A 19,549-nucleotide genomic window follows, 5' to 3' on the forward strand; every position below is an offset into this window, starting at 1 on the left:
CTTAGAGTTTTTGTTTATTTGGTTGATTGCGCATTCCCCAGGAATGTAGTTATGAAATAAATTTCATAAAAAGCGGGTGGTAAATAATTTTTACCACCCGAACTTTTGATATGTTAGCACAAAATTACTCATGGACAATAGAAGAGATTTTTTAAAGAAAGCTGCAATGGTAAGCGGCGGGTTGGGTGTATCAATGGCCTTTCCTCCATCAATAAAAAAGGCATTAGCTATAAATCCGGAAGAAGGCTCTACCTTTGAAGATGCAGAACACGTAGTGCTCCTGATGCAAGAAAACAGATCGTTCGATCATTGCTTTGGAACCTTAAAAGGTGTCAGGGGATTTAATGACCCGAGAGCAATTTCCCTGCCTGATAAAAATCCAGTTTGGTTACAGACCAATGAAAAAGGCCAGACTTTTACTCCATTCAGGTTGAATATAAAAGATACCAATGCCACATGGATGGGAGATTTACCGCATTCATGGGAAAACCAGGTAGATGCCAGGAATGATGGAAAGTATGACAAATGGTTGGAAGCCAAAAAGGTATGGAGAAAAGCATATAAGGATATTCCCTTTACACTGGGGTATTATAACCGCCAGGATATACCGTTCTATTATGCGTTTGCTGATGCCTTTACCGTATTTGATCAGCATTTTTGCTCTGCTTTAACCGGAACTACGACCAATAGACTTTATTTCTGGACAGGATCAAACAAGGGAAGTAAAGACGATCCTTCTAATGTTCGAAACTCAGAAGTATATTACAACAAGGAGGCAAACTGGAAAACATTCCCGGAACGCCTGGAAGAAATGGATATCTCCTGGAGAATCTATCAGAATGAAGTAAGTATACAAACAGACCTTAAAGGAGATGACACCTCTTTACTTGGGAATTTTACAGATAATCCCCTGGAGTGGTTCTCTCAGTTTAATATTCGATACGCAAAAGGACATCAAAGATTCCTCAAGAAAAGACGATTAGAATTACCAGGGGAAATAGCAGCGTTAAAAGAAGAAATAGTACGTTTACCAAAAGCTAAAACTCAAAACTTGAGAAATACTTTAGGTAAAAAAGAAAAACAACTTCAAAAGATAGAGGAGGAGCTGAACCTTTGGAATCCTGAAAATTATGAGAAACTGTCACAGTTTCAAAAAAACATTCACGAAAAAGCGTTTACAACCAATATAGATGATCCTCATTATCATCAAACAGAAACCCTTGAATACGATGAACAAGGTGAAAAAAGAGAATTGAAAGTTCCTAAAGGTGACATTTTACATCAATTCAGGAAGGATGTTGATAATGGGAAAATGCCAACCGTCTCCTGGTTAGTGGCCCCTCAAAAGTTTTCAGATCATCCAAGTGCTCCATGGTATGGCGCCTGGTATGTTTCTGAAGTTTTGGATATACTCACAAAAAATCCGGAAATCTGGAAAAAAACCATCTTTATCCTAACCTACGATGAAAATGATGGCTATTTCGATCATGTGCCACCATTTGTTGCACCTGATCCAAATAATAAGCATGCACTATCTGAAGGTATAGATACAGCCACAGAGTTTGTAACCATGGATGATGAAATTAATTTAAAAGGCGTAGATCCAAAGAATGCCCGTGCGGGTGCTATTGGTTTAGGATACCGTGTTCCTTTGATAGTTGCGTCACCGTGGACTCGAGGTGGTTGGGTGAATTCGGAAGTTTCGGATATAACTTCCACGATACAGTTCCTGGAAAAATTTATAAGTAATAAAAAAGGAAAGGAACTTAAAGAAACAAATATTAGTAGCTGGCGTCGTACCATTTCTGGCGATTTAACTTCTGCTTTCAGACCTTATACAGAATCCGCTTTGATCTTTGCAGATTTTGTTGATAGAAATAAGTTTATGGAAGAAATTAATAATGCCAGTTTTAATGCACCTCCTGCAAATTTCAAGGCATTGTCAAATAGTCAGATTGAACTGGCAAAGCGGGGTGAGGAAGCATTGGAATTTTTACCGCGGCAAGAAGTTGGAATTAAAAATTCATGTCCGCTCAACTACCAATTACACGTAGATGGTATTTTAGATCCAAAAACAAAGGAATTCAAAATAGCCATGGAAGCATCCAATAAGTATTTTGGAGAAAGAGCGGTGGGAGCTCCATTTAATGTTTATGCTCCCGGTAAATATCTTCAGAAAAATAAAAACGGACTCGATACTTTCCAGGATGTAAAGACATGGGCTTTTGCAGTAAAATCAGGTGATGAGATCACAAATAGTTGGCCTGTAGATCATTTTGAGAATAAACAATATCATCTAAGGGTTTACGGACCAAATGGGTTCTATCGTGAATTCTTCGGGAATCTTAATGATCCGGAAATTCAGCTCAATTGCACCTATGAGTACAAAGGTCGTTTACTAAGTAAGCTTACAGGAAATGTGACGCTGAAAATTTCCAACTTTTCAAAAGAAAAGAAAAAGATTACCATTAAAGATAATGCATATAAAAACAGAACTAAATCAATTTCGGTTGCAGCAAATAAAGAAGAAGTAATTACACTGGAGGCAGCTAAAAGTTTTGGTTGGTATGACTATTCAGTTCAGGTGGACGGTTTTGATGACTATGGTGTGAGATATGCCGGAAGAGTAGAAACTGGAAAATCGTCTAAAACAGATCCGTTCATGGGTAGAATAGTCTAAATTTTAAATTGAATAAGGAAGAGTCCGGTCTCGTAGTAATAAAATTTAACAATAACAAAAACCAGTAGGTTCGCGTAATTTTATTATACAGGCTTAAACCAATATAATTACAGGAGGTAATGTCATTTACAGTAATGAATTACCTCTTTGTTTATTTGGAAAAATAATAATAGTTAATTCTAAATGCATACCATGAGGTAAGTAGTTATATTATTCATCGATAATTCATAAATAAATTTGGAAGACCAGGAACAATTTAAGGTGTGGTAATGTGGTAATTTAGTGGGATAATTTAATAGAGTTATGGTATTATCTGAATATAAATTGGTTTTCCGACGCAACCTTTAACAAAAATTAACATCTAGAAGATAAAGGTTCTATGCACCTATACGTTTTATATACTAGGTGTTTACTATGTAGCAACAGGTTCCGTGAAATAATTAAATTATGTAAATGTTAAAATTAGGTACCGTTTAATAAGAAATTATTAAGAATGGAATGCTTAATCCCAATAAAGACTTTTCTAATTTGCATAGAAAATATTTTATGGATACTTTTGATGAGTTTTTGTAAGGTTACATTTTCCCCAAACTAGTAAAAAAAGAATAGCAATTTTTTTAACAGATGTGTAATTACGTAAAAAACGTAAGTGGTTTTAGGAGCATGTCTTTAGCTTTGATAAAGACGAAATTAACAGAATAAACAAATAACTTATGCTGTATGCTATAGGAGTTTTTCTGGGTTGTTTTATATTAACAATCTGGACGGTTCCGAAGATAATTAGAGTTGTTACTCACAAAAATTTAATGGACGACCCGGGTAGTCGTAGTTCTCATGAAACCAAAACACCTACGCTTGGTGGTGTGTCTTTCTTCTTAGCACTCATTGGCGTGTTATTTTTTATTCGGGATTTTGATCAATTTGAAGAAGCCATTTATTTTGTTCCAGCGCTTACTGTAATCTTTATAGCAGGTTTAAAAGATGATCTGGTTTCCATTAGTCCGAGAGCTAAATTGCTTGCACAACTTTGTGCTATTGGCTTTATTTTGTACAATAGTGGTTTTCAAATTCAAAGTCTTAACGGCTTTTTAGGTATTCACGATATTCCCGTGTGGTTGGGAGTGCTGCTGTCAGGGTTTTTAATGATCGTGGTGATAAATGCCTTTAACCTTATTGATGGAATTGATGGCCTGGCCTCTATGGTAGGGTTAGTTATATTGGGAGCCTATGGAACTATTTTTTACCTTATAGATCAACATTTCTATATGCTGCTATGCCTGGCTTTACAAGGCTGCTTGCTTGCTTTCCTATATTATAATCTTTCCATTAAGCGTAAAATTTTTATGGGAGATACAGGTTCGCTCATTGTTGGATTTATAATCAGTGCTTTAACTGTTAGGTTGCTGGCTATGAATCCTTCAACTATGTCTGAACTGCCTTTTATAATGGAAAATGCTCCAATTGTAGCTATAAGTATTCTGATCGTTCCCCTGTTTGATACAGCCAGGGTTTTTACGGTACGACTTCTACAGAAAAGATCACCCTTCTCCGCAGATAGAAATCATATCCATCATTTATTTATTGACGGATTGTTACTCTCACACAGAAGAGCTAGCTTTTTTATAAGTGTACTTAACTTTTTATTTATTTCCTTTATCGTATTAATGGCCGGTGAAATAGGCTATCTCGAATTAATTGGTGTATTTGCTTTGTCAATTGCTTTATTATGTGTGGTGTGCTATGCCTTAAAGAAAAATAGAGATCGTTTGCAAAGTAGATCCAGTGCGGTGAAACGATTAAAAAGTATTGTGAAACAAAGACAAGCCGATTCCTTGACACAGTTGAATGTGTTGCGAAGGAATGCAGGTTAAAAAATATTCGTAATAAAAAAAACGCCAGGTTTATTTGAAACTTGGCGTTTTTTTTATGACTATTTCTTGTCGATATTATTGAATTTCTCTTTGATTTTGTCGAGGCATAAATTCCCTAAACTTCCATCATGGGTGTGTTTAATATCTCTTTTTGGTGTAAAAGTGCCGTTTTCAATTTCTTCTCCCATTTTTTTATATGCATCCCTGAATGGCATTCCACCTAGAACCAGATCATTTAACGTATCTACGCTAAAGAGATAATCATACTTTTGATCCTCAATAATATGGTCTTTTACAATAACATTCTTTATAGAGAAACTCATCATTTCCAAACATGATTTTAACTCCTGAATGGCCGGAACAATGATTTCTTTAGTTAGTTGCAGATCTCTGTGGTATCCGCTAGGCAAATTAGTAGTGAGCATGGCCAACTGGTTAGGAACTGCCTGTATCTTATTGCACTTACCTCGTATAAGTTCAAATACGTCAGGATTCTTTTTATGAGGCATGATACTCGAACCGGTAGTTAATTCGTTCGGAAATGTAATGAAATCAAAATTTTGACTCATATACAAGCAAATGTCCATGGCAAACTTAGATAATGTAGCGGCTATACCACTCAATGCCATAGCTGTGGCCTTTTCTGATTTACCCCTGCTCATTTGAGCGGCGACAACATTGTATTTCTGACTCGTGAAATCTAATTCTTTTGTAGTGAATTCTCGGTCAATAGGGAATGAGCTACCATATCCCGCAGCACTTCCCAGTGGATTTTGATCTACAACACGATAAGCTGCCTCAACAAAATATAAGTCATCAATGAGGCTTTCGGCATAAGCTGAAAACCATAACCCGAACGATGAAGGCATTGCAATCTGTAAATGAGTATAACCCGGTAATAAAACCTCTTTGTATTGATCGGCTAGCGTAATTAAGATGTCAAAAAGCTCCTTAGATTGCTTCTTTATTTCCTGTAATTCATTCTTTAAATAAAGATTTACAGCTACGAGCACCTGATCATTTCTGGAACGTGCCGTATGAATCTTTTTTCCTGTATCACCTAACTTCTCAGTGAGTAAGAACTCTATTTTACTATGAACATCTTCAAATGAATCTTCGATAGTAAAAGTACCCGCTTCAATCGTTTTGCCTATAGCCTCCAAGGCATCAACCAGGTTGTTAACTTCATTTGCACTCAATAATCCAATTTCACCGAGCATTTTAGCATGAGCCTTTGATGCTATAACATCATATTTGGCAATGACTAAATCGAGTTCTCTATCCGAACCAACGGTAAAGATGTCTATCTTTTTGTCTGTTGAAAAACCTTTGTCCCAGAGTTTCATTTTTCTGTTGTTTTTGATCTGATTTTTTAAAATTATATTTCCTGCATTGAACCTGTTAGATCGAGCATTTAAAGATTTAAAGTTCGATGACTTCTTACCTTAATATTCGATCTTCAAGACAACCCCATTATAATACTTTATCTAATATTTTAATATAAATTTCAATTCCTTCGTGAATTTCGTTTACATAAATAAATTCATTTGCCGAGTGCGAACGTGTTGAATCGCCCGGTCCAAGCTTTAATGATGAACAATACAATACGGCCTGGTCTGAAAGTGTTGGAGAACCATAGGTTTCTCTGCCAATTTCAATCCCTGCTTTTACCAGGGCATGATCAGCTGGTATTGAAGACGAATTCAATCGGAGTGATCGGGCAGTCATTTCACAAGGTGCCTGCTCTTGTAAAATAGTATTAATTTCTTCATTACTGTAACAATCATTAACACGAACATCCACCACGATAGCTACTTCAGAAGGAACTACGTTGTGTTGTTTCCCCGCATTTACCTGGGTCACTGTCATTTTTACTTTGCCCAGTACCTCAGATTCCTTTTTAAATTCATAATCTTTGAACCATTGCAAAACATCAATGCTATTGTAAATGGCATTATCATCATTCGGATGGGCAGCATGACTTGGAGTTCCTTTTATGATTCCATCAAATACTACCAGTCCTTTTTCAGCTATAGCCAAATTCATCAGGGTAGGCTCCCCAACAATAGCAACAGCTACCTCAGGTAAACTTTTCAAAACCGAATTTAATCCGTTCGGCCCCGAGTTTTCTTCTTCGGCCGATGCCACAATAACGATGTTGTATTTTAAATCTTTTTTATCGTAAAAATGAGCAAAAGTAGCCAATAACGAAACAAGGCAACCTCCGGCATCATTACTGCCTAATCCATATAGCTTTCCATCCTCAATATGTGGATCGAAAGGATCTTTGGTATAGGCATTATTGGGCTTTACTGTATCGTGATGTGAATTAAGCAATAGTAAAGGTTTACCTTCCTCAAAATACTTGTTAAAAGCCCAAATGTTGTTATTTTCCCTCTTAAATGGTATATCGTGAGATTGAAACCAATTTTCAATATGTTTTGCTGTTCCTTCTTCCTCCGTTGAAAATGATGGAGTTGCAATGAGGTTCTTCAAGAGCTCAATAGCCTGATTTGAAAGCTCGTTTGTTGTCATAAGGTGATGGTTGTTTTTTTGGTTTGTGGGTCGGTTATCATTTTGATGCTTCCAATATATACTTTCGCTACCTCGTGCTCCAGGGCATTAAAGCAGTTGAAAAGTTTAGGAAGCATACCATCGGCGATAATTTTTTCTTCTAATAACTTTTGATATGAATTGGTGTCGATCTCTTCGATAACAGAAGTGTCATCATTGATATCTCTGAGCACACCATTTTTCTCAAAACAATAATATAAATGGGTTTCAAAATCTTTACTGATAGCTTTAGCAATTTCTGAAGCGATGGTATCTGCATTGGTATTAAACAACTGTCCTTCTTTATCATGTGTGATCGCACAGCATACCGGAGTTATTTGGTGGTCAAGTAATAATTTTAATGCTGCTGCATTTACCGCTTCCACATCACCTACAAATCCAAAATCATGGGTTTTAACCGGACGCTTAACGGAACGTATAAGGTTGAGATCGGCACCTGATAAACCTATGGCATTGCAATTCTTTGCTTGTAATTTGGCAACAATGGTTTTATTGGCATAACCCCCATAAACTTTGGTAATGATTTTTAAGGTTTCCGCATCTGTTATTCGGCGGCCGTCAACCATTTTTGTTTCAATACCCAGTTTCTCCGCTAATTGCGTGGCGAGCTTTCCACCTCCGTGAACCAAAATTTTTAATCCTTCTAATTTAGAAAACCCTTCAATAAATTCATCTAAAACGGCTTCATTCTCGATAAGGTTGCCACCTATCTTTACTATAGAAACTTTTTCCTGCATTTTATAAACTTTCTAAAATATTCTTTAAAATCACCTGGGCCGAAAAGGTTCTGTTATTGGCCTGTTCAATCACTAATGATTGTTCGCTGTCTAATACTTCGTCAGAAACGATAACATTTCTTCTTACTGGTAAACAGTGCATAAACTTGGCTTCACCTAATTTTTCAGAGGTCATCATCCATTTTTCATCAGTGCACTCAATTTCTCCATAATTTTTATAGGAACTCCAGTTTTTTACATAGACAAAGTCCGCATCAACAAGCGCCTTTTCCTGATCGTATTCAATTGGTGTGTCTTTGGTGATTTCAGGATTCAGCTCATAACCCATAGGGTGGGTAATAACAAAATCAACGTCTAACAATTGCATCATTTTAGCAAATGAATTTGGAACGGCATGAGGCAATGCTCGGGGATGAGGAGCCCATGAAAGCACCACTTTTGGTCTGGGTTTTTGTTTTTGTTCCGTTATGGTAATTGCATCGGCTAACGCCTGTAATGGATGCGCTGTAGCACTTTCCATATTAACGATCGGAACCGTTGCATATTGTTGAAAACTTCTGATTACCTGTTCTTTCTCATCTTTCTCTTTATCGTTTAGCGTTGGGAAAGCGCGGATAGCCATAATATCCACATATTGCGATATCACTGCAGCTGCCTCTTTTACATGTTCGGCAGTTTTTGCATTCATTACGGTACCATCCTCAAATTCAAGTCCCCAGCTATCAGAATTTATGTTTAAGATCATGGTTTCCATTCCAAGAAGTTGAGCAGCCTTTTGGGTGCTTAAACGTGTACGTAAACTTGAATTAAAGAACAGTAATCCAAGCGTCTTATTTTTCCCCAGGTATTGATATTCAAGGGATTCTTTCTTTAAACTTATGGCTTCTTTAATTAATTCGTTAACGTTTGGAATATCTTCCAGATCTATAAATTGTTTCATTTTAATATTTCAATTTTATTTTTTTGATAACTTCATTAGATTTCTTCCAGAGCTTCTTTTAAAGCCCCGATAAATACATCTATATGTTCTTTTTGTATGGTAAGAGGAGGGAGGATTCGAAGTAACTTCTTATTGCTGGAACCTCCTGTAAAGATACGTTTTTCGTAAATAAGTTTTTTACGTAACTCACCAACCTCAAAGTCAAACTCGAGCCCTGCCATAAGACCACGACCTTTGATTTGCTTAACTTGTGGAATCGATTTTACTTGTGCTGTAAAATACGCAGAAATCTCCTGGGCATGGTGCATCAGGTTTTGCTCTTTAATGACGTCTAAAACGGCAATTCCGGCGGCACATGCTAAATGATTCCCTCCAAAGGTGGTGCCTAACATACCGTACTTGGCTTCTATTGAGGGATGAACAAGAATTCCACCAATAGGAAAACCATTCCCCATGCCTTTAGCCATTGAGATTATATCAGGTTTGATGTTATGGTGCTGAAAAGCAAAAAACTTTCCACTTCGACCATATCCCGATTGCACCTCGTCTAAAATAAAAAGTACACCATGTTTTTTACAGAGTTCCTGAGCTCCCTGAAGGAATTCGGTTGTCGGTTCATCCAAACCACCTACACCTTGAATAGGTTCTATAATAACCGCACATACGTCCCCTTTGACTAATTCATAATCTAAAGAGTGAAGTTGGTTTAAAGGTAGGAAGGAGACGTCGTGCTGGTTATTCAATGGTGCGTTAATGCTTTTATTATCAGTCGCAGCAACTGCTGCTGAAGTTCTGCCGTGGAAGCCATTCTCAAAAGCAATTACCCTGCTTTTTCCTGTAACAAAAGAAGCCAGCTTTAATGCATTTTCATTGGCCTCTGCTCCAGAGTTGCATAAAAATAAATTGTAATCATCACAACCGGATATTGCACCCAGCTTGTCCGCAAGTTCCTGTTGTAACGGATTCTGAACAGCATTAGAATAAAATCCTAAAGCCTGTACCTGATCGCTTATCATTTTTACATAATGCGGATGTGAATGACCTATAGAAATAACAGCGTGCCCGCCATATAGATCGAGATACTTTATACCTTGCTCATCATAGATATAAAGGCCTTCTCCCTTAACAGGAGTGGTGTTATAAAGTGGATATACGTCGAATAATTTCATTAGATGTAAATATTATATTATTATGAGCTGGTATGAGGTTTATATAAACCCTTTAAAACTTTATGATATGAATCCTGCCAGCTATACATTACGCATTCTTAAATACTATGTTTTTATTTAGCAATTTGATTGATCTTCTCATAAGAGCTTACAATCCCTTTAATTAATGATGAACTGAGTCCCTGATGTTCCATTTCATTGAGGCCTTCAATAGTACATCCCTTTGGCGTGGTTACCTTGTCAATTTCCTGTTCGGGATGACTTCCGCTCTGAATGAGTAAACTAGCAGCTCCGGAACAGGTTTGCATTGCCATTTCCTGGGCTTCAGCTGCATCAAAGCCCAACTGGATAGCACCTTGGGTAGTGGCTCGTATTAAGCGCATCCAGAATGCAATACCACTGGCACAAATCACTGTTGCAGCCTGCATTTGTTTCTCAGGAATAGAAATGGTAGTCCCTAGTCGGTTAAAAATTGCTTTCGCAAGGTCAATACGTTTTTCACCTTTTTCATTGGCACATAAACAAGTCATCGATTTACCAACAGAAATTGCTGTATTAGGCATACTTCTTATGATATAATGGTCTGAACCGATCACGGACTCCATTCTTGGAATTTTAAAACCTGTAATGGTGGAAATCAACACATGATTTTGATGAAGTAGATCCTTAATATCCAGTAAAATGGATTCAAACTGAGCAGGTTGTACAGCGAAAATAATAATATCCGATTGCTGAACAGCTAATTTATTGTCATCAGTTACAAATACATTTTTGTATTCTTCATAGCTCTTAATGCCTTCCTTGTTTCTCCTCGTAAGATACAAAGTGGTGATGGCATTGGTGGTTATCAATCCTTTAGCGATTGATAGTCCCAGGTTTCCTGCACCTATGATTGCTACTTTCATTATTGTGGTTGGTTATTAAAATTATTTTAAAAGTGTTAATAGTTACGTTCTGGTTTTAAAAGATTCCTGATGCTTAAAAGTAACTTGCTTTTAAATTCAATCCTTCTGTTTCCGGAAATCCAAATTGTAAGTTCATATTTTGAATGGCCTGGCCGCTGGCACCTTTTAAAAGATTATCTTCTGCAGTAGTGATCAACAGGAGGTCTTCGTGTTTATGAAGGTGAACATGACACATGTTGGTGTTGACAACTTGCTTTAAATGAATTTCCTTGTCTGATACTTGAGTAAATGGCGCGTCCTTGTAAAAATCCTGATAGATTTTTTTCGCCTCCTCAAGAGTTCCTTCAAATATTGTGTAAGCCGTTACAAAGATCCCTCTGGCGAAATTTCCACGCTGCGGCATGAAAATAAGAGAAGTATCTGCTCCCTGTAAAGACTTTAAGCTTTCTCCAATCTCTCCAAGGTGTTGATGCGTAAAGGGTTTATACCAGGAAATGTTATTGTTTCTCCAGCTAAAATGTGATGTGGCTGAAGGACTCACACCGGCACCGGTACTACCTGTAATGGCGTTAACATGTACATCTTCCTGTAATTTCTTTGAAGCAGCCAGTGGCAATAATGCTAATTGAATAGCCGTAGCAAAACACCCGGGGTTCGCAATGTAATTAGCTTGTTTTATTTTTTCTTTGTTCAGTTCAGGCAAACCATACACGAACTCCATCCCGTTGAAATTAGAATCATTTTCAAGCCTGAAATCATTACTTAGGTCAATGATTTTGGTGTTTGTCGAAAACTCATTTTCATTTAAAAAGTTAGATGAATTACCATGCCCTAAACACAAAAATAGTACATCTACCTCAGGATTTACATTTCCTGTAAAGGTTAAATCTGTTAGCCCTAATAAATCTTCATGTGCATCGCTCAAAGCCTTACCGGTTCTTGTTGTACTGTATACAAAGTCGATGCTTGTTTTCGGGTGATTTAACAATAACCTGATTAGTTCGCCCCCGGTATATCCCGATCCTCCTATAATACCAACTTTAATCATAACTCTTTTTGTTTACCGCCTGGTGAATTTTAGCTGAATTCGACATTATTTTAATAAACCCTTTGGCGTCCTCTGCAGTCCATCCTTTATTCATTTCACCATAGGCACCGAATTTTGCACTCATTAAATCGTGCTCAGATTTAATACCGTCGATCACAAATCTGTACGGGTGAAGACTAATCCATACATCTCCGGATACATTCTTTTGAGAATCAGTTAAGAAAGCCTCTATATTTCTCATCGCCTCATCTAAATACTGCCCTTCATGAAGAAGCATTCCGTACCAGTTTGCCAGGTATTCTTTATGATGTTGTTGCCATTTGGTAAGAACATGCTTTTCAAGTGTATGGTGCGCTTTGATGATTATTAAGGGAGCGGCTGCTTCAAATCCAACTCTTCCTTTAATTCCAATAATAGTGTCACCCACATGAATATCTCTTCCAATAGCATAAGAAGAAGCTATATTGTTAAGCTTTTCAATATTTTCTACAGGTTTTCCCTTTTTCCCGTCAATAGCTGTTAACTCTCCTTTTTTGAAGGTCAGTTTTACCTTTTGCGATCCCATATTGGTTAATTGACTCGGATAGGCTTCATTAGGTAAGGGTAGTTGAGAAGTGAGGGTCTCGTCGCCACCAACACTGGTACCCCATAATCCTTTATTTATAGAATATTTGGCTTTAGACCATTCCTGGTTGATTCCTTTATTTTTCAAATAATCAATTTCCTCCTGTCTGGAAAGCTTCTTATCTCTGATTGGAGTGATGATTTCAATCTCCGGTGCTATGATTTGAAAAATCATATCGAATCGTACCTGGTCATTACCGGCACCCGTACTACCATGAGCAATATATTTAGCACCAATTTTTTTAGCGTGCTTAATAATTTCAATAGCTTGTACAATTCTTTCAGCACTTACAGAAAGAGGATAGGTGTTGTTCTTGAGAACATTTCCGTATATAAGGTACTTTACAACTTCATCATAAAAAGTTTGAACGGCATCAATAGAAGTGTAAGAAGTTACCCCTAGAATTTTAGCCTTTTTTTCAATTTCAGCAATTTCTTCACCAGTAAAACCTCCAGTGTTAACGCTAACTGCATGAACTTCAAAACCTTCTTCTTCTGTTAAATATTTGGCACAATACGAAGTATCTAAACCACCGCTGTAAGCTAAAACTAATTTCTTCATTTTTTCTTTTTTTCTTTTTTCAGGAAAATATTCTGTTTAATACTTTTTAATCTTTTAAAAACTTTTTTGTTGTAACTATGCTTATGAGTATGTTCCTTAACCGCAGGATCATAAAGCATACCGGTACACAAACACATTTTTTTATCAGTTCTGGAAAGAATGTCGTAGTTTTTACAGGTCTGACATCCACTCCAAAAGGCTGGATCGTCTGTTAACTCAGAAAAGGTTACAGGTTCATACCCTAAATCATAATTGATTTTCATTACCGCTAATCCGGTGGTAATACCAAAGATTTTGGCATCTGGGAATTTCTTTCTACTGTATTCAAAAACCTTTTTCTTGATCTCTGTGGCAAGTCCTTGTCCTCTGTAATCAGGATGGACAATCAACCCGGAATTGGCAACATATTTACCATGGCCCCAGGTTTCGATATAACAAAATCCAGCAAAAGTTTCACCGTCTAAAGCAATTACAGCATTACCGTTTTCTATTTTGGTAACGATATACTCAGTGGTTCGCTTAGCAATCCCTGTTCCTCTCTGCTTAGCGGAATCTTCAATGGTGTCACAAATAATTTGTGCGTATTGAATATGCGAGTTGTTGGCAATAACTACCTGCATAGTGTTCTAAAAAAATTAAATTCTTGAATTAAAATAAAATTGGGTTTCTCAAGGGGGAGTTGGACACACCTAACTCCAATAACTACTGTGCACCCTTACGGGCGACGGCGGCGAATAGGACGAACTGGAGTAATCGCAAAAACAACCCTAGGAGCTTTTAGCCCTGGAAAGAATTGTATGTTTTGATTGTTTTGCATTTTATTGATAAATGTTTGTCCTTTGTTTTATGGGTACAATATTAGAAAATATAAATGAATTATAATCTCCAATCTTTGTTAAATTTGTAACAATGAATTATTAATTTCTGTGCATGTATAGGAAAACTGTAGTATTTGAACCAAAGGATATAGAGAAATTTAAAGATAAGCTATTGTCTTGGTCGCAACAATTTGAAGAGGTAACCTGGTTAGACAGTAATAACTATAATCGCAGGTACAGCTCTTTTGATAGTATCTTAGCGTTCGATGCTTTAACATCAATTCAAACAGATGCGTTTGATGCGTTTGATAAACTTAAAGAATACCAGTCAGTTACCCATGATTGGTTGTTTGGCTATCTGACTTATGATCTTAAAAATGATGTGGAGCGTCTGGAATCAAATAATTATGATGGATTAGAATTTCCGGATCTGTATTTTTTTCAACCTAAAAAAATCATCACAATAAAAGGGACTAAAGTAGAATTTCATTACTTGCCCATGGTAGATGATGAAGTGGAGGAAGACTTCAATTTAATTACAAATTTTTCAACAGATGATCCCAATCGCGCAAATGAACAGAATGCAATAAAGATAAAATTACGCATACATAAAGATGAGTACCTTCATAAGGTTCAAAAGATGTTAGATCATATTCATCGAGGTGATATTTATGAAGCTAATTTTTGTCAGGAGTTCTATGCCGAAAACACTGAACTAGCTCCTTTAAAGAGTTATAGGCATTTAAATGAAATCTCGAAACCTCCGTTTGCTACGTTTTTAAAAATTCGGGATAAGTATTTGATGTCCGCTTCTCCAGAACGTTATCTTCGTAAAGAAGGACTACATATACTATCACAACCCATAAAAGGAACTGCTAAACGCGCTCCTTTTTTAAAAGCCGATGTACAGTTGGTTAACTCGTTGCGAAATAATCCTAAAGAGCGTTCTGAGAATATCATGATTGTAGATTTGGTGCGTAATGATCTTTCACGGGTAGCAGTCAAGGGCTCAGTAAAAGTAGAGGAATTGTGCAAGGTGTATACCTTCGAACAGGTACATCAATTAATTTCAACCGTAAAAGCAACTGTAACTGATGATATGAATCCCATCGATATTATAAAAGCTTCATTCCCAATGGGAAGCATGACCGGTGCTCCTAAAATATCCGCAATGAAAATCATAGAAGAACTGGAAGAAACCAAAAGAGGTTTGTATAGCGGAGCCGTTGGATATTTTACCCCTGTGGGAGATTTCGATTTTAATGTGGTGATAAGAAGCATCCTTTACAATGCTGGTAAAAAGTACATATCCTTTTCTGTGGGAGGCGCAATTACAGCAGAATCAATTCCTGAAAATGAATACGAAGAATGCCTTATTAAGGCAAAAGCGATGCGCGAAGTTTTGGAAGGAAAGGATAAAGGCGAAAAAGTTTAACTTTACACGAACCTTAAATCTTCAAAATGCAGCATAGCGAATTTTACTTTAACTGTCATGAGAAAAAGCTCTTTGGACAGTGGTGGAAACCACAGAAAATAAGAGCGGTGATTGTGTTGGTTCACGGAATGGGGTCCCACAGTGGCCGTTACTCATCATTTGTAGTTCCTGAGTTTATCGATAAGGGATTTGCGGTAATAAGTTTTGATCACTTTGGACATGGGCATTCTGAAGGAAAACGAGGAACCTGCCCTGGATATGAAGCTGTTCTTGATAGCGTTTCTGAAATTTTCCAAAAGGCAGACGAGTTTTTTAAAGACTACCCAAAATTTTTATATGGGCATAGTATGGGAGGTAATGTCGTACTGAACTACGTAGCACATAGAAATCCTGAAGTGGCAGGGGTCGTGGCAACCAGTCCTTTTTTAAGAATTGCATTTCCTACCCCGGTTTGGAAAATGACTTTAGGAAAGATTTTTTATCGAATTGCTCCCCATGTTACTTTCTCCAGTGGCATTGAGGCCCGGTACATTTCACGAGATGAGAAAGAGGTTAAACGCTATAAAGAAGATAAATTAGTTCATGATCGGGTAAGCCCTAATTTTACGTTTCCGTTTATCGAAGCAGGAGAAAACATTATTGGTTTAGCTTCAAAATTTCACCATCCCCTTTTATTACTTCACGGAACAGACGACTATATAACAAGTCATTATGCAAGTAAGGCTTTTGCTAAACAAGCTGAAAATTATACAGATTTAAAACTAATGGAAGGAGGATACCATGAATTACACAATGATCTTGATAAGCACGAAGTGCTGAACTACATAACGAATTGGATGGAATCTAAACTATAAGATACTTTTGCGGTATGGTAGCATTGTTTGAAAAACATATTAAAGATAATTTCCCTTTTTTGGTTAAAGCTAAAATTCTAATTGCCATCAGTGGAGGAATAGATAGTGTAGTTTTAACTTATTTGTGTAAAGAAATTGGACTTAACCTAAGTCTGGCGCACTGTAATTTTAACCTAAGGGGTAAAGAAAGTGATTTAGATGAGCAGTTTGTGAAAGACTTAGCTGATAAATTAGATGTTCCGGTCTATATTGAAAGTTTTGATACGAAGGCTTATAAACATTCTCATAAATTATCAACGCAAATAGCAGCCAGAGAATTAAGATATAATTGGTTTAAATCACTTCAGGAGACATTTAAAATAGATTATGTACTCACCGCACATCAGGCAGATGATAATCTGGAAACTTTTTTAATTAATCTGTCAAGAGGTACTGGTATTGAAGGACTTACAGGAATACCAGAAGTGAATAATAATGTGGTCCGTCCATTGCTTCCCTTTACCAGGGATCAAATTAAAATATATGCCACTGAAAATAAAATTGATTGGAGGGAGGATAGTAGTAATAAGGAAGCTAAGTATCTTAGAAATAAATTACGACTCGAGGTGTTACCTGCCCTTAAGGAGGTGAATCCAACCTTTATGGATAATTTTAATAAAACAATAGACCACCTCAATGGGACACGGGGAATTGTAAATCATCATATAGCCAATTTAAAGGCAGTCTTATTCAAAAGAGAAAAAGAACAAATAAGTATTGCTATTGATGAACTCATCAATCTAAATCCCAGAAAAGATTATCTGTATGAATTGTTTAACGAATTTGGATTTACAGCCTGGGATGATGTAGAAAATTTGCTTTTTGCCATGAGTGGTAAACAAATATTTTCCCATTCGCATCGAATGTTAAAAAATCGTAAAGAACTATTAATAACACCCATAAACCCTATTGAAATAGAGGACTATTATGAGCTGAAAGAAAATGAAAACACCATCGTAAAACCCTTAAAACTAGATGTTTGCGATGTTGCTCAAATCGGGGATCTAAAAAATGAAATAGCGTATATAGATAAAGATTTGTTAAAGTATCCATTGATCATTAGGAAATGGAAAAAAGGCGATTATTTTTATCCCCTCGGAATGCGGAATAAGAAGCTTTTGTCGAAATTTTTTAAGGATGAAAAGTTTTCCATCGTAGCTAAAGAAAACACATGGATTCTGTGTTCTGGAGACGAAATAATTTGGGTTATTAGCCATCGGTTAGATGATAGATTTAAGGTAACCCCAAAAACAAAACACATATTAAAATTAGAGTACTTAACATGAACCGACTTTACTTATTTTTTTTATTAACCTTAGCATCAGTAGTTTCTCTTACTGCCCAAATTAAAGACCCCGTTAAATGGACTACGGAGGTTGAAAAAATATCAGAATCAGAGTATAATTTAGTCTTTAAAGCTGCTATTGAACCTCATTGGCATTTGTATTCGCAAGAATTGCCTGAAGGAGGTGCTCTGCCAACTACCTTTAGTTTTGAAGGTGCGGGTGAAGGTTACGAATTAATTGGAAAAACAGAAGAAAGCCCATCCATTACAGAATATGATAAAGTATTTGAGATGGAGCTGTCTTATTTTGACGAAGAGGCAACTTTTACTCAAAAAATCAAATTAAAGGATGCTTCATTAGCAACCATTAATGCTGCAATTGAATTTCAGGCCTGTGATGATGAGAGTTGTATCTTTGATAGTACGGAACTGTCTTTTGTAGTAAATGAGAATGCTGTAGATGAGCAATCAACTGAAGTAGCCGCTAAAACAGCTACTGAAAAGTCTGATGCCAATGAAGGCCAGGTTGCGACCAAGGATAAAAAAGAAAAGAAGAAAGGACTGCTAACGATCTTTTTAATTGCATTTTTCTCTGGGTTTGCAGCACTCTTAACACCATGTGTATTCCCAATGATACCTATGACGGTAAGTTTCTTTACCAAACAGAGTAAAACAAGAGCAGCAGGTATTAAAAATGCTATTATTTACGGGATTTCAATCGTTGTTATTTACGTTCTTCTGGGATCACTCGTAACAGCTGTTTTTGGGGCAGATTCATTAAATGCATTATCTACCAACGTTTGGTTTAATATTATATTCTTTATCCTGCTGGTGGTTTTTGCAGCATCTTTCTTAGGAGCTTTTGAAATCGTATTACCAAATTCATGGGCAAATAAAGTAGACAGACAAGCCGATAGAGGTGGTATTATAGGAATTCTTTTTATGGCTTTGGCTTTGGCAATAGTATCTTTTTCATGTACAGGACCAATCGTAGGTACTTTATTAGTAGAAGCAGCCAGCAAAGGGGGAGCAGCACCAATCATAGGTATGCTAGGATTTTCTTTAGCCTTGGCATTGCCATTTATGTTGTTTGCCATGTTCCCTGGATGGTTAAATTCATTACCTAAATCAGGAGGATGGCTGAATTCTGTTAAAGTATTTTTAGGATTTTTAGAATTGGCGCTGGCGTTTAAATTCTTATCCAATGCAGATCTTGTATTACAATTACACTGGTTAGAAAGAGAAGTGTTTATCGCTATTTGGATCGCAGTATTTGGAGTGTTAGCAATGTATCTCTTTGGAAAGATCAGCTTACCGCATGATTCACCTTTGCAACACATTTCAGTAGGACGACTAGGTCTTGGGTTGTTGGTATTGTCATTTACGATATACTTAATTCCAGGACTTTGGGGAGCGCCGTTGAAATTAATAAGTGGATTCCCTCCACCAATGCATTATAGTGAATCACCTTATGGGGTCGGATTTACCAAAACCGGAGGTGGCGGTGCTGCGCATGCAGAACTTCCGGAAGGTGCACATCACGGTCCTCAGGATATTGTAGCTTTCCTTGATTATGATAAAGGAATGGCTTATGCTAAAGAAGTAGGAAAACCAGTAATGATTGATTTTACAGGACATGCTTGTGTCAATTGTAGAAAAATGGAAGAACGCGTGTGGAGCGAAGATCAGATCTTAAATATTTTGAATAATGATATCGTCCTTATTTCTTTATATGTAGATGATAAACGCCCGCTTCCTGAAAGTGAACAATACGTTTCTGATGTAACCGGTAAAAATATTAAGACGATCGGTAACAAATGGAGTGATTTCCAGATTACCAAATATAAAGCCAATGCACAACCATATTATGTGCTTGTAGATAATGATGGCAACAACCTGAATGATCCGGTTGGATATACTCCGGATGTCGACGACTATGAAGCGTGGCTTAAAGATGGAATATCAAATTATAAGAAATAAATACAAAGGCTGCCAATTGGCAGCCTTT

15 protein-coding genes are annotated in these 19,549 nt (G+C 36.8%); 6 read left to right on the forward strand and 9 right to left on the reverse strand.

The annotated features are described in order from the left end of the window. The first annotated feature begins 130 nt into the window (after positions 1–130). Entirely contained in the window at positions 131–2,680 is a 2,550-nt protein-coding gene (locus tag BM361_RS04405) for a phosphocholine-specific phospholipase C (RefSeq protein ID WP_074977200.1), read from the forward strand. 713 nt (positions 2,681–3,393) lie between these two features. Beyond that, positions 3,394–4,551 carry an MraY family glycosyltransferase gene (locus tag BM361_RS04410; RefSeq protein ID WP_051413448.1) on the forward strand — a complete coding sequence of 386 codons (1,158 nt, stop codon included), beginning with the start codon at positions 3,394–3,396 and terminating at the stop codon, positions 4,549–4,551. Positions 4,552–4,610: 59 nt separating this feature from the next. On the opposite strand, the gene argH is transcribed toward BM361_RS04410, so the two are convergent. From argH to BM361_RS04455, 9 genes are all read right to left on the reverse strand, one after another. Beyond that, positions 4,611–5,897 carry an argininosuccinate lyase gene (argH, locus tag BM361_RS04415; protein ID WP_074977202.1) on the reverse strand — a complete coding sequence of 429 codons (1,287 nt, stop codon included), beginning with the start codon at positions 5,895–5,897 and terminating at the stop codon, positions 4,611–4,613. Positions 5,898–6,024: 127 nt separating this feature from the next. Beyond that, positions 6,025–7,086 (reverse strand): M20 family metallo-hydrolase, encoded by a 1,062-nt coding sequence (locus tag BM361_RS04420; RefSeq protein WP_074977204.1) that lies wholly within the window; start codon positions 7,084–7,086, stop codon positions 6,025–6,027. Beyond that, positions 7,083–7,862, reverse strand: coding sequence for an acetylglutamate kinase (argB, locus tag BM361_RS04425; RefSeq protein ID WP_074977205.1), 780 nt, complete (start codon positions 7,860–7,862; stop codon positions 7,083–7,085). The genes BM361_RS04420 and argB overlap by 4 nt, the downstream gene beginning before the upstream one ends. A gap of 1 nt (position 7,863) precedes the next feature. Beyond that, positions 7,864–8,802 carry a Rossmann-fold NAD(P)-binding domain-containing protein gene (locus BM361_RS04430; RefSeq protein ID WP_074977207.1) on the reverse strand — a complete coding sequence of 313 codons (939 nt, stop codon included), beginning with the start codon at positions 8,800–8,802 and terminating at the stop codon, positions 7,864–7,866. 35 nt (positions 8,803–8,837) lie between these two features. Further along, positions 8,838–9,971, reverse strand: a complete 1,134-nt coding sequence (locus BM361_RS04435; protein ID WP_074977208.1) for an aspartate aminotransferase family protein — start codon at positions 9,969–9,971, stop codon at positions 8,838–8,840. 113 nt (positions 9,972–10,084) lie between these two features. Beyond that, complete coding sequence (gene proC / locus BM361_RS04440) at positions 10,085–10,876, reverse strand: pyrroline-5-carboxylate reductase (RefSeq protein ID WP_038264274.1); 792 nt, start codon at positions 10,874–10,876, stop codon at positions 10,085–10,087. 73 nt (positions 10,877–10,949) lie between these two features. Next, positions 10,950–11,924, reverse strand: a complete 975-nt coding sequence (gene argC / locus BM361_RS04445; protein WP_074977210.1) for an N-acetyl-gamma-glutamyl-phosphate reductase — start codon at positions 11,922–11,924, stop codon at positions 10,950–10,952. Next, a complete protein-coding gene (gene argG, locus BM361_RS04450) occupies positions 11,917–13,110 on the reverse strand; it encodes an argininosuccinate synthase (RefSeq protein ID WP_074977212.1) in 1,194 nt (397 codons plus the stop codon). The genes argC and argG overlap by 8 nt, the downstream gene beginning before the upstream one ends. Next, positions 13,107–13,730 (reverse strand): GNAT family N-acetyltransferase, encoded by a 624-nt coding sequence (locus BM361_RS04455; protein WP_038264264.1) that lies wholly within the window; start codon positions 13,728–13,730, stop codon positions 13,107–13,109. The genes argG and BM361_RS04455 overlap by 4 nt, the downstream gene beginning before the upstream one ends. A 310-nt stretch (positions 13,731–14,040) precedes the next feature. Between BM361_RS04455 and pabB the strand changes: the two genes are divergently transcribed. Genes pabB through BM361_RS04475 form a run of 4 tightly spaced genes read left to right on the forward strand, consistent with a single transcriptional unit; the run spans position 14,041 to position 19,521 of the window. Next, complete coding sequence (gene pabB, locus BM361_RS04460) at positions 14,041–15,363, forward strand: aminodeoxychorismate synthase component I (RefSeq protein ID WP_074977213.1); 1,323 nt, start codon at positions 14,041–14,043, stop codon at positions 15,361–15,363. A 26-nt stretch (positions 15,364–15,389) separates the two neighbouring features. Next, complete coding sequence (locus tag BM361_RS04465; RefSeq protein ID WP_074977215.1) at positions 15,390–16,217, forward strand: alpha/beta hydrolase; 828 nt, start codon at positions 15,390–15,392, stop codon at positions 16,215–16,217. 14 nt (positions 16,218–16,231) lie between these two features. Beyond that, entirely contained in the window at positions 16,232–17,542 is a 1,311-nt protein-coding gene (gene tilS, locus BM361_RS04470) for a tRNA lysidine(34) synthetase TilS (RefSeq protein WP_074977216.1), read from the forward strand. Next, positions 17,539–19,521: a protein-disulfide reductase DsbD family protein gene (locus tag BM361_RS04475; RefSeq protein WP_038264251.1), complete on the forward strand. Its 1,983-nt coding sequence runs from the start codon at positions 17,539–17,541 to the stop codon at positions 19,519–19,521. Before tilS ends, BM361_RS04475 begins: the two co-directional genes overlap by 4 nt. The last annotated feature ends 28 nt before the right edge of the window (positions 19,522–19,549 follow it).

Origin of the sequence: Zhouia amylolytica, assembly GCF_900116365.1 — a bacterium.
GTDB lineage: Bacteria > Bacteroidota > Bacteroidia > Flavobacteriales > Flavobacteriaceae > Zhouia > Zhouia amylolytica.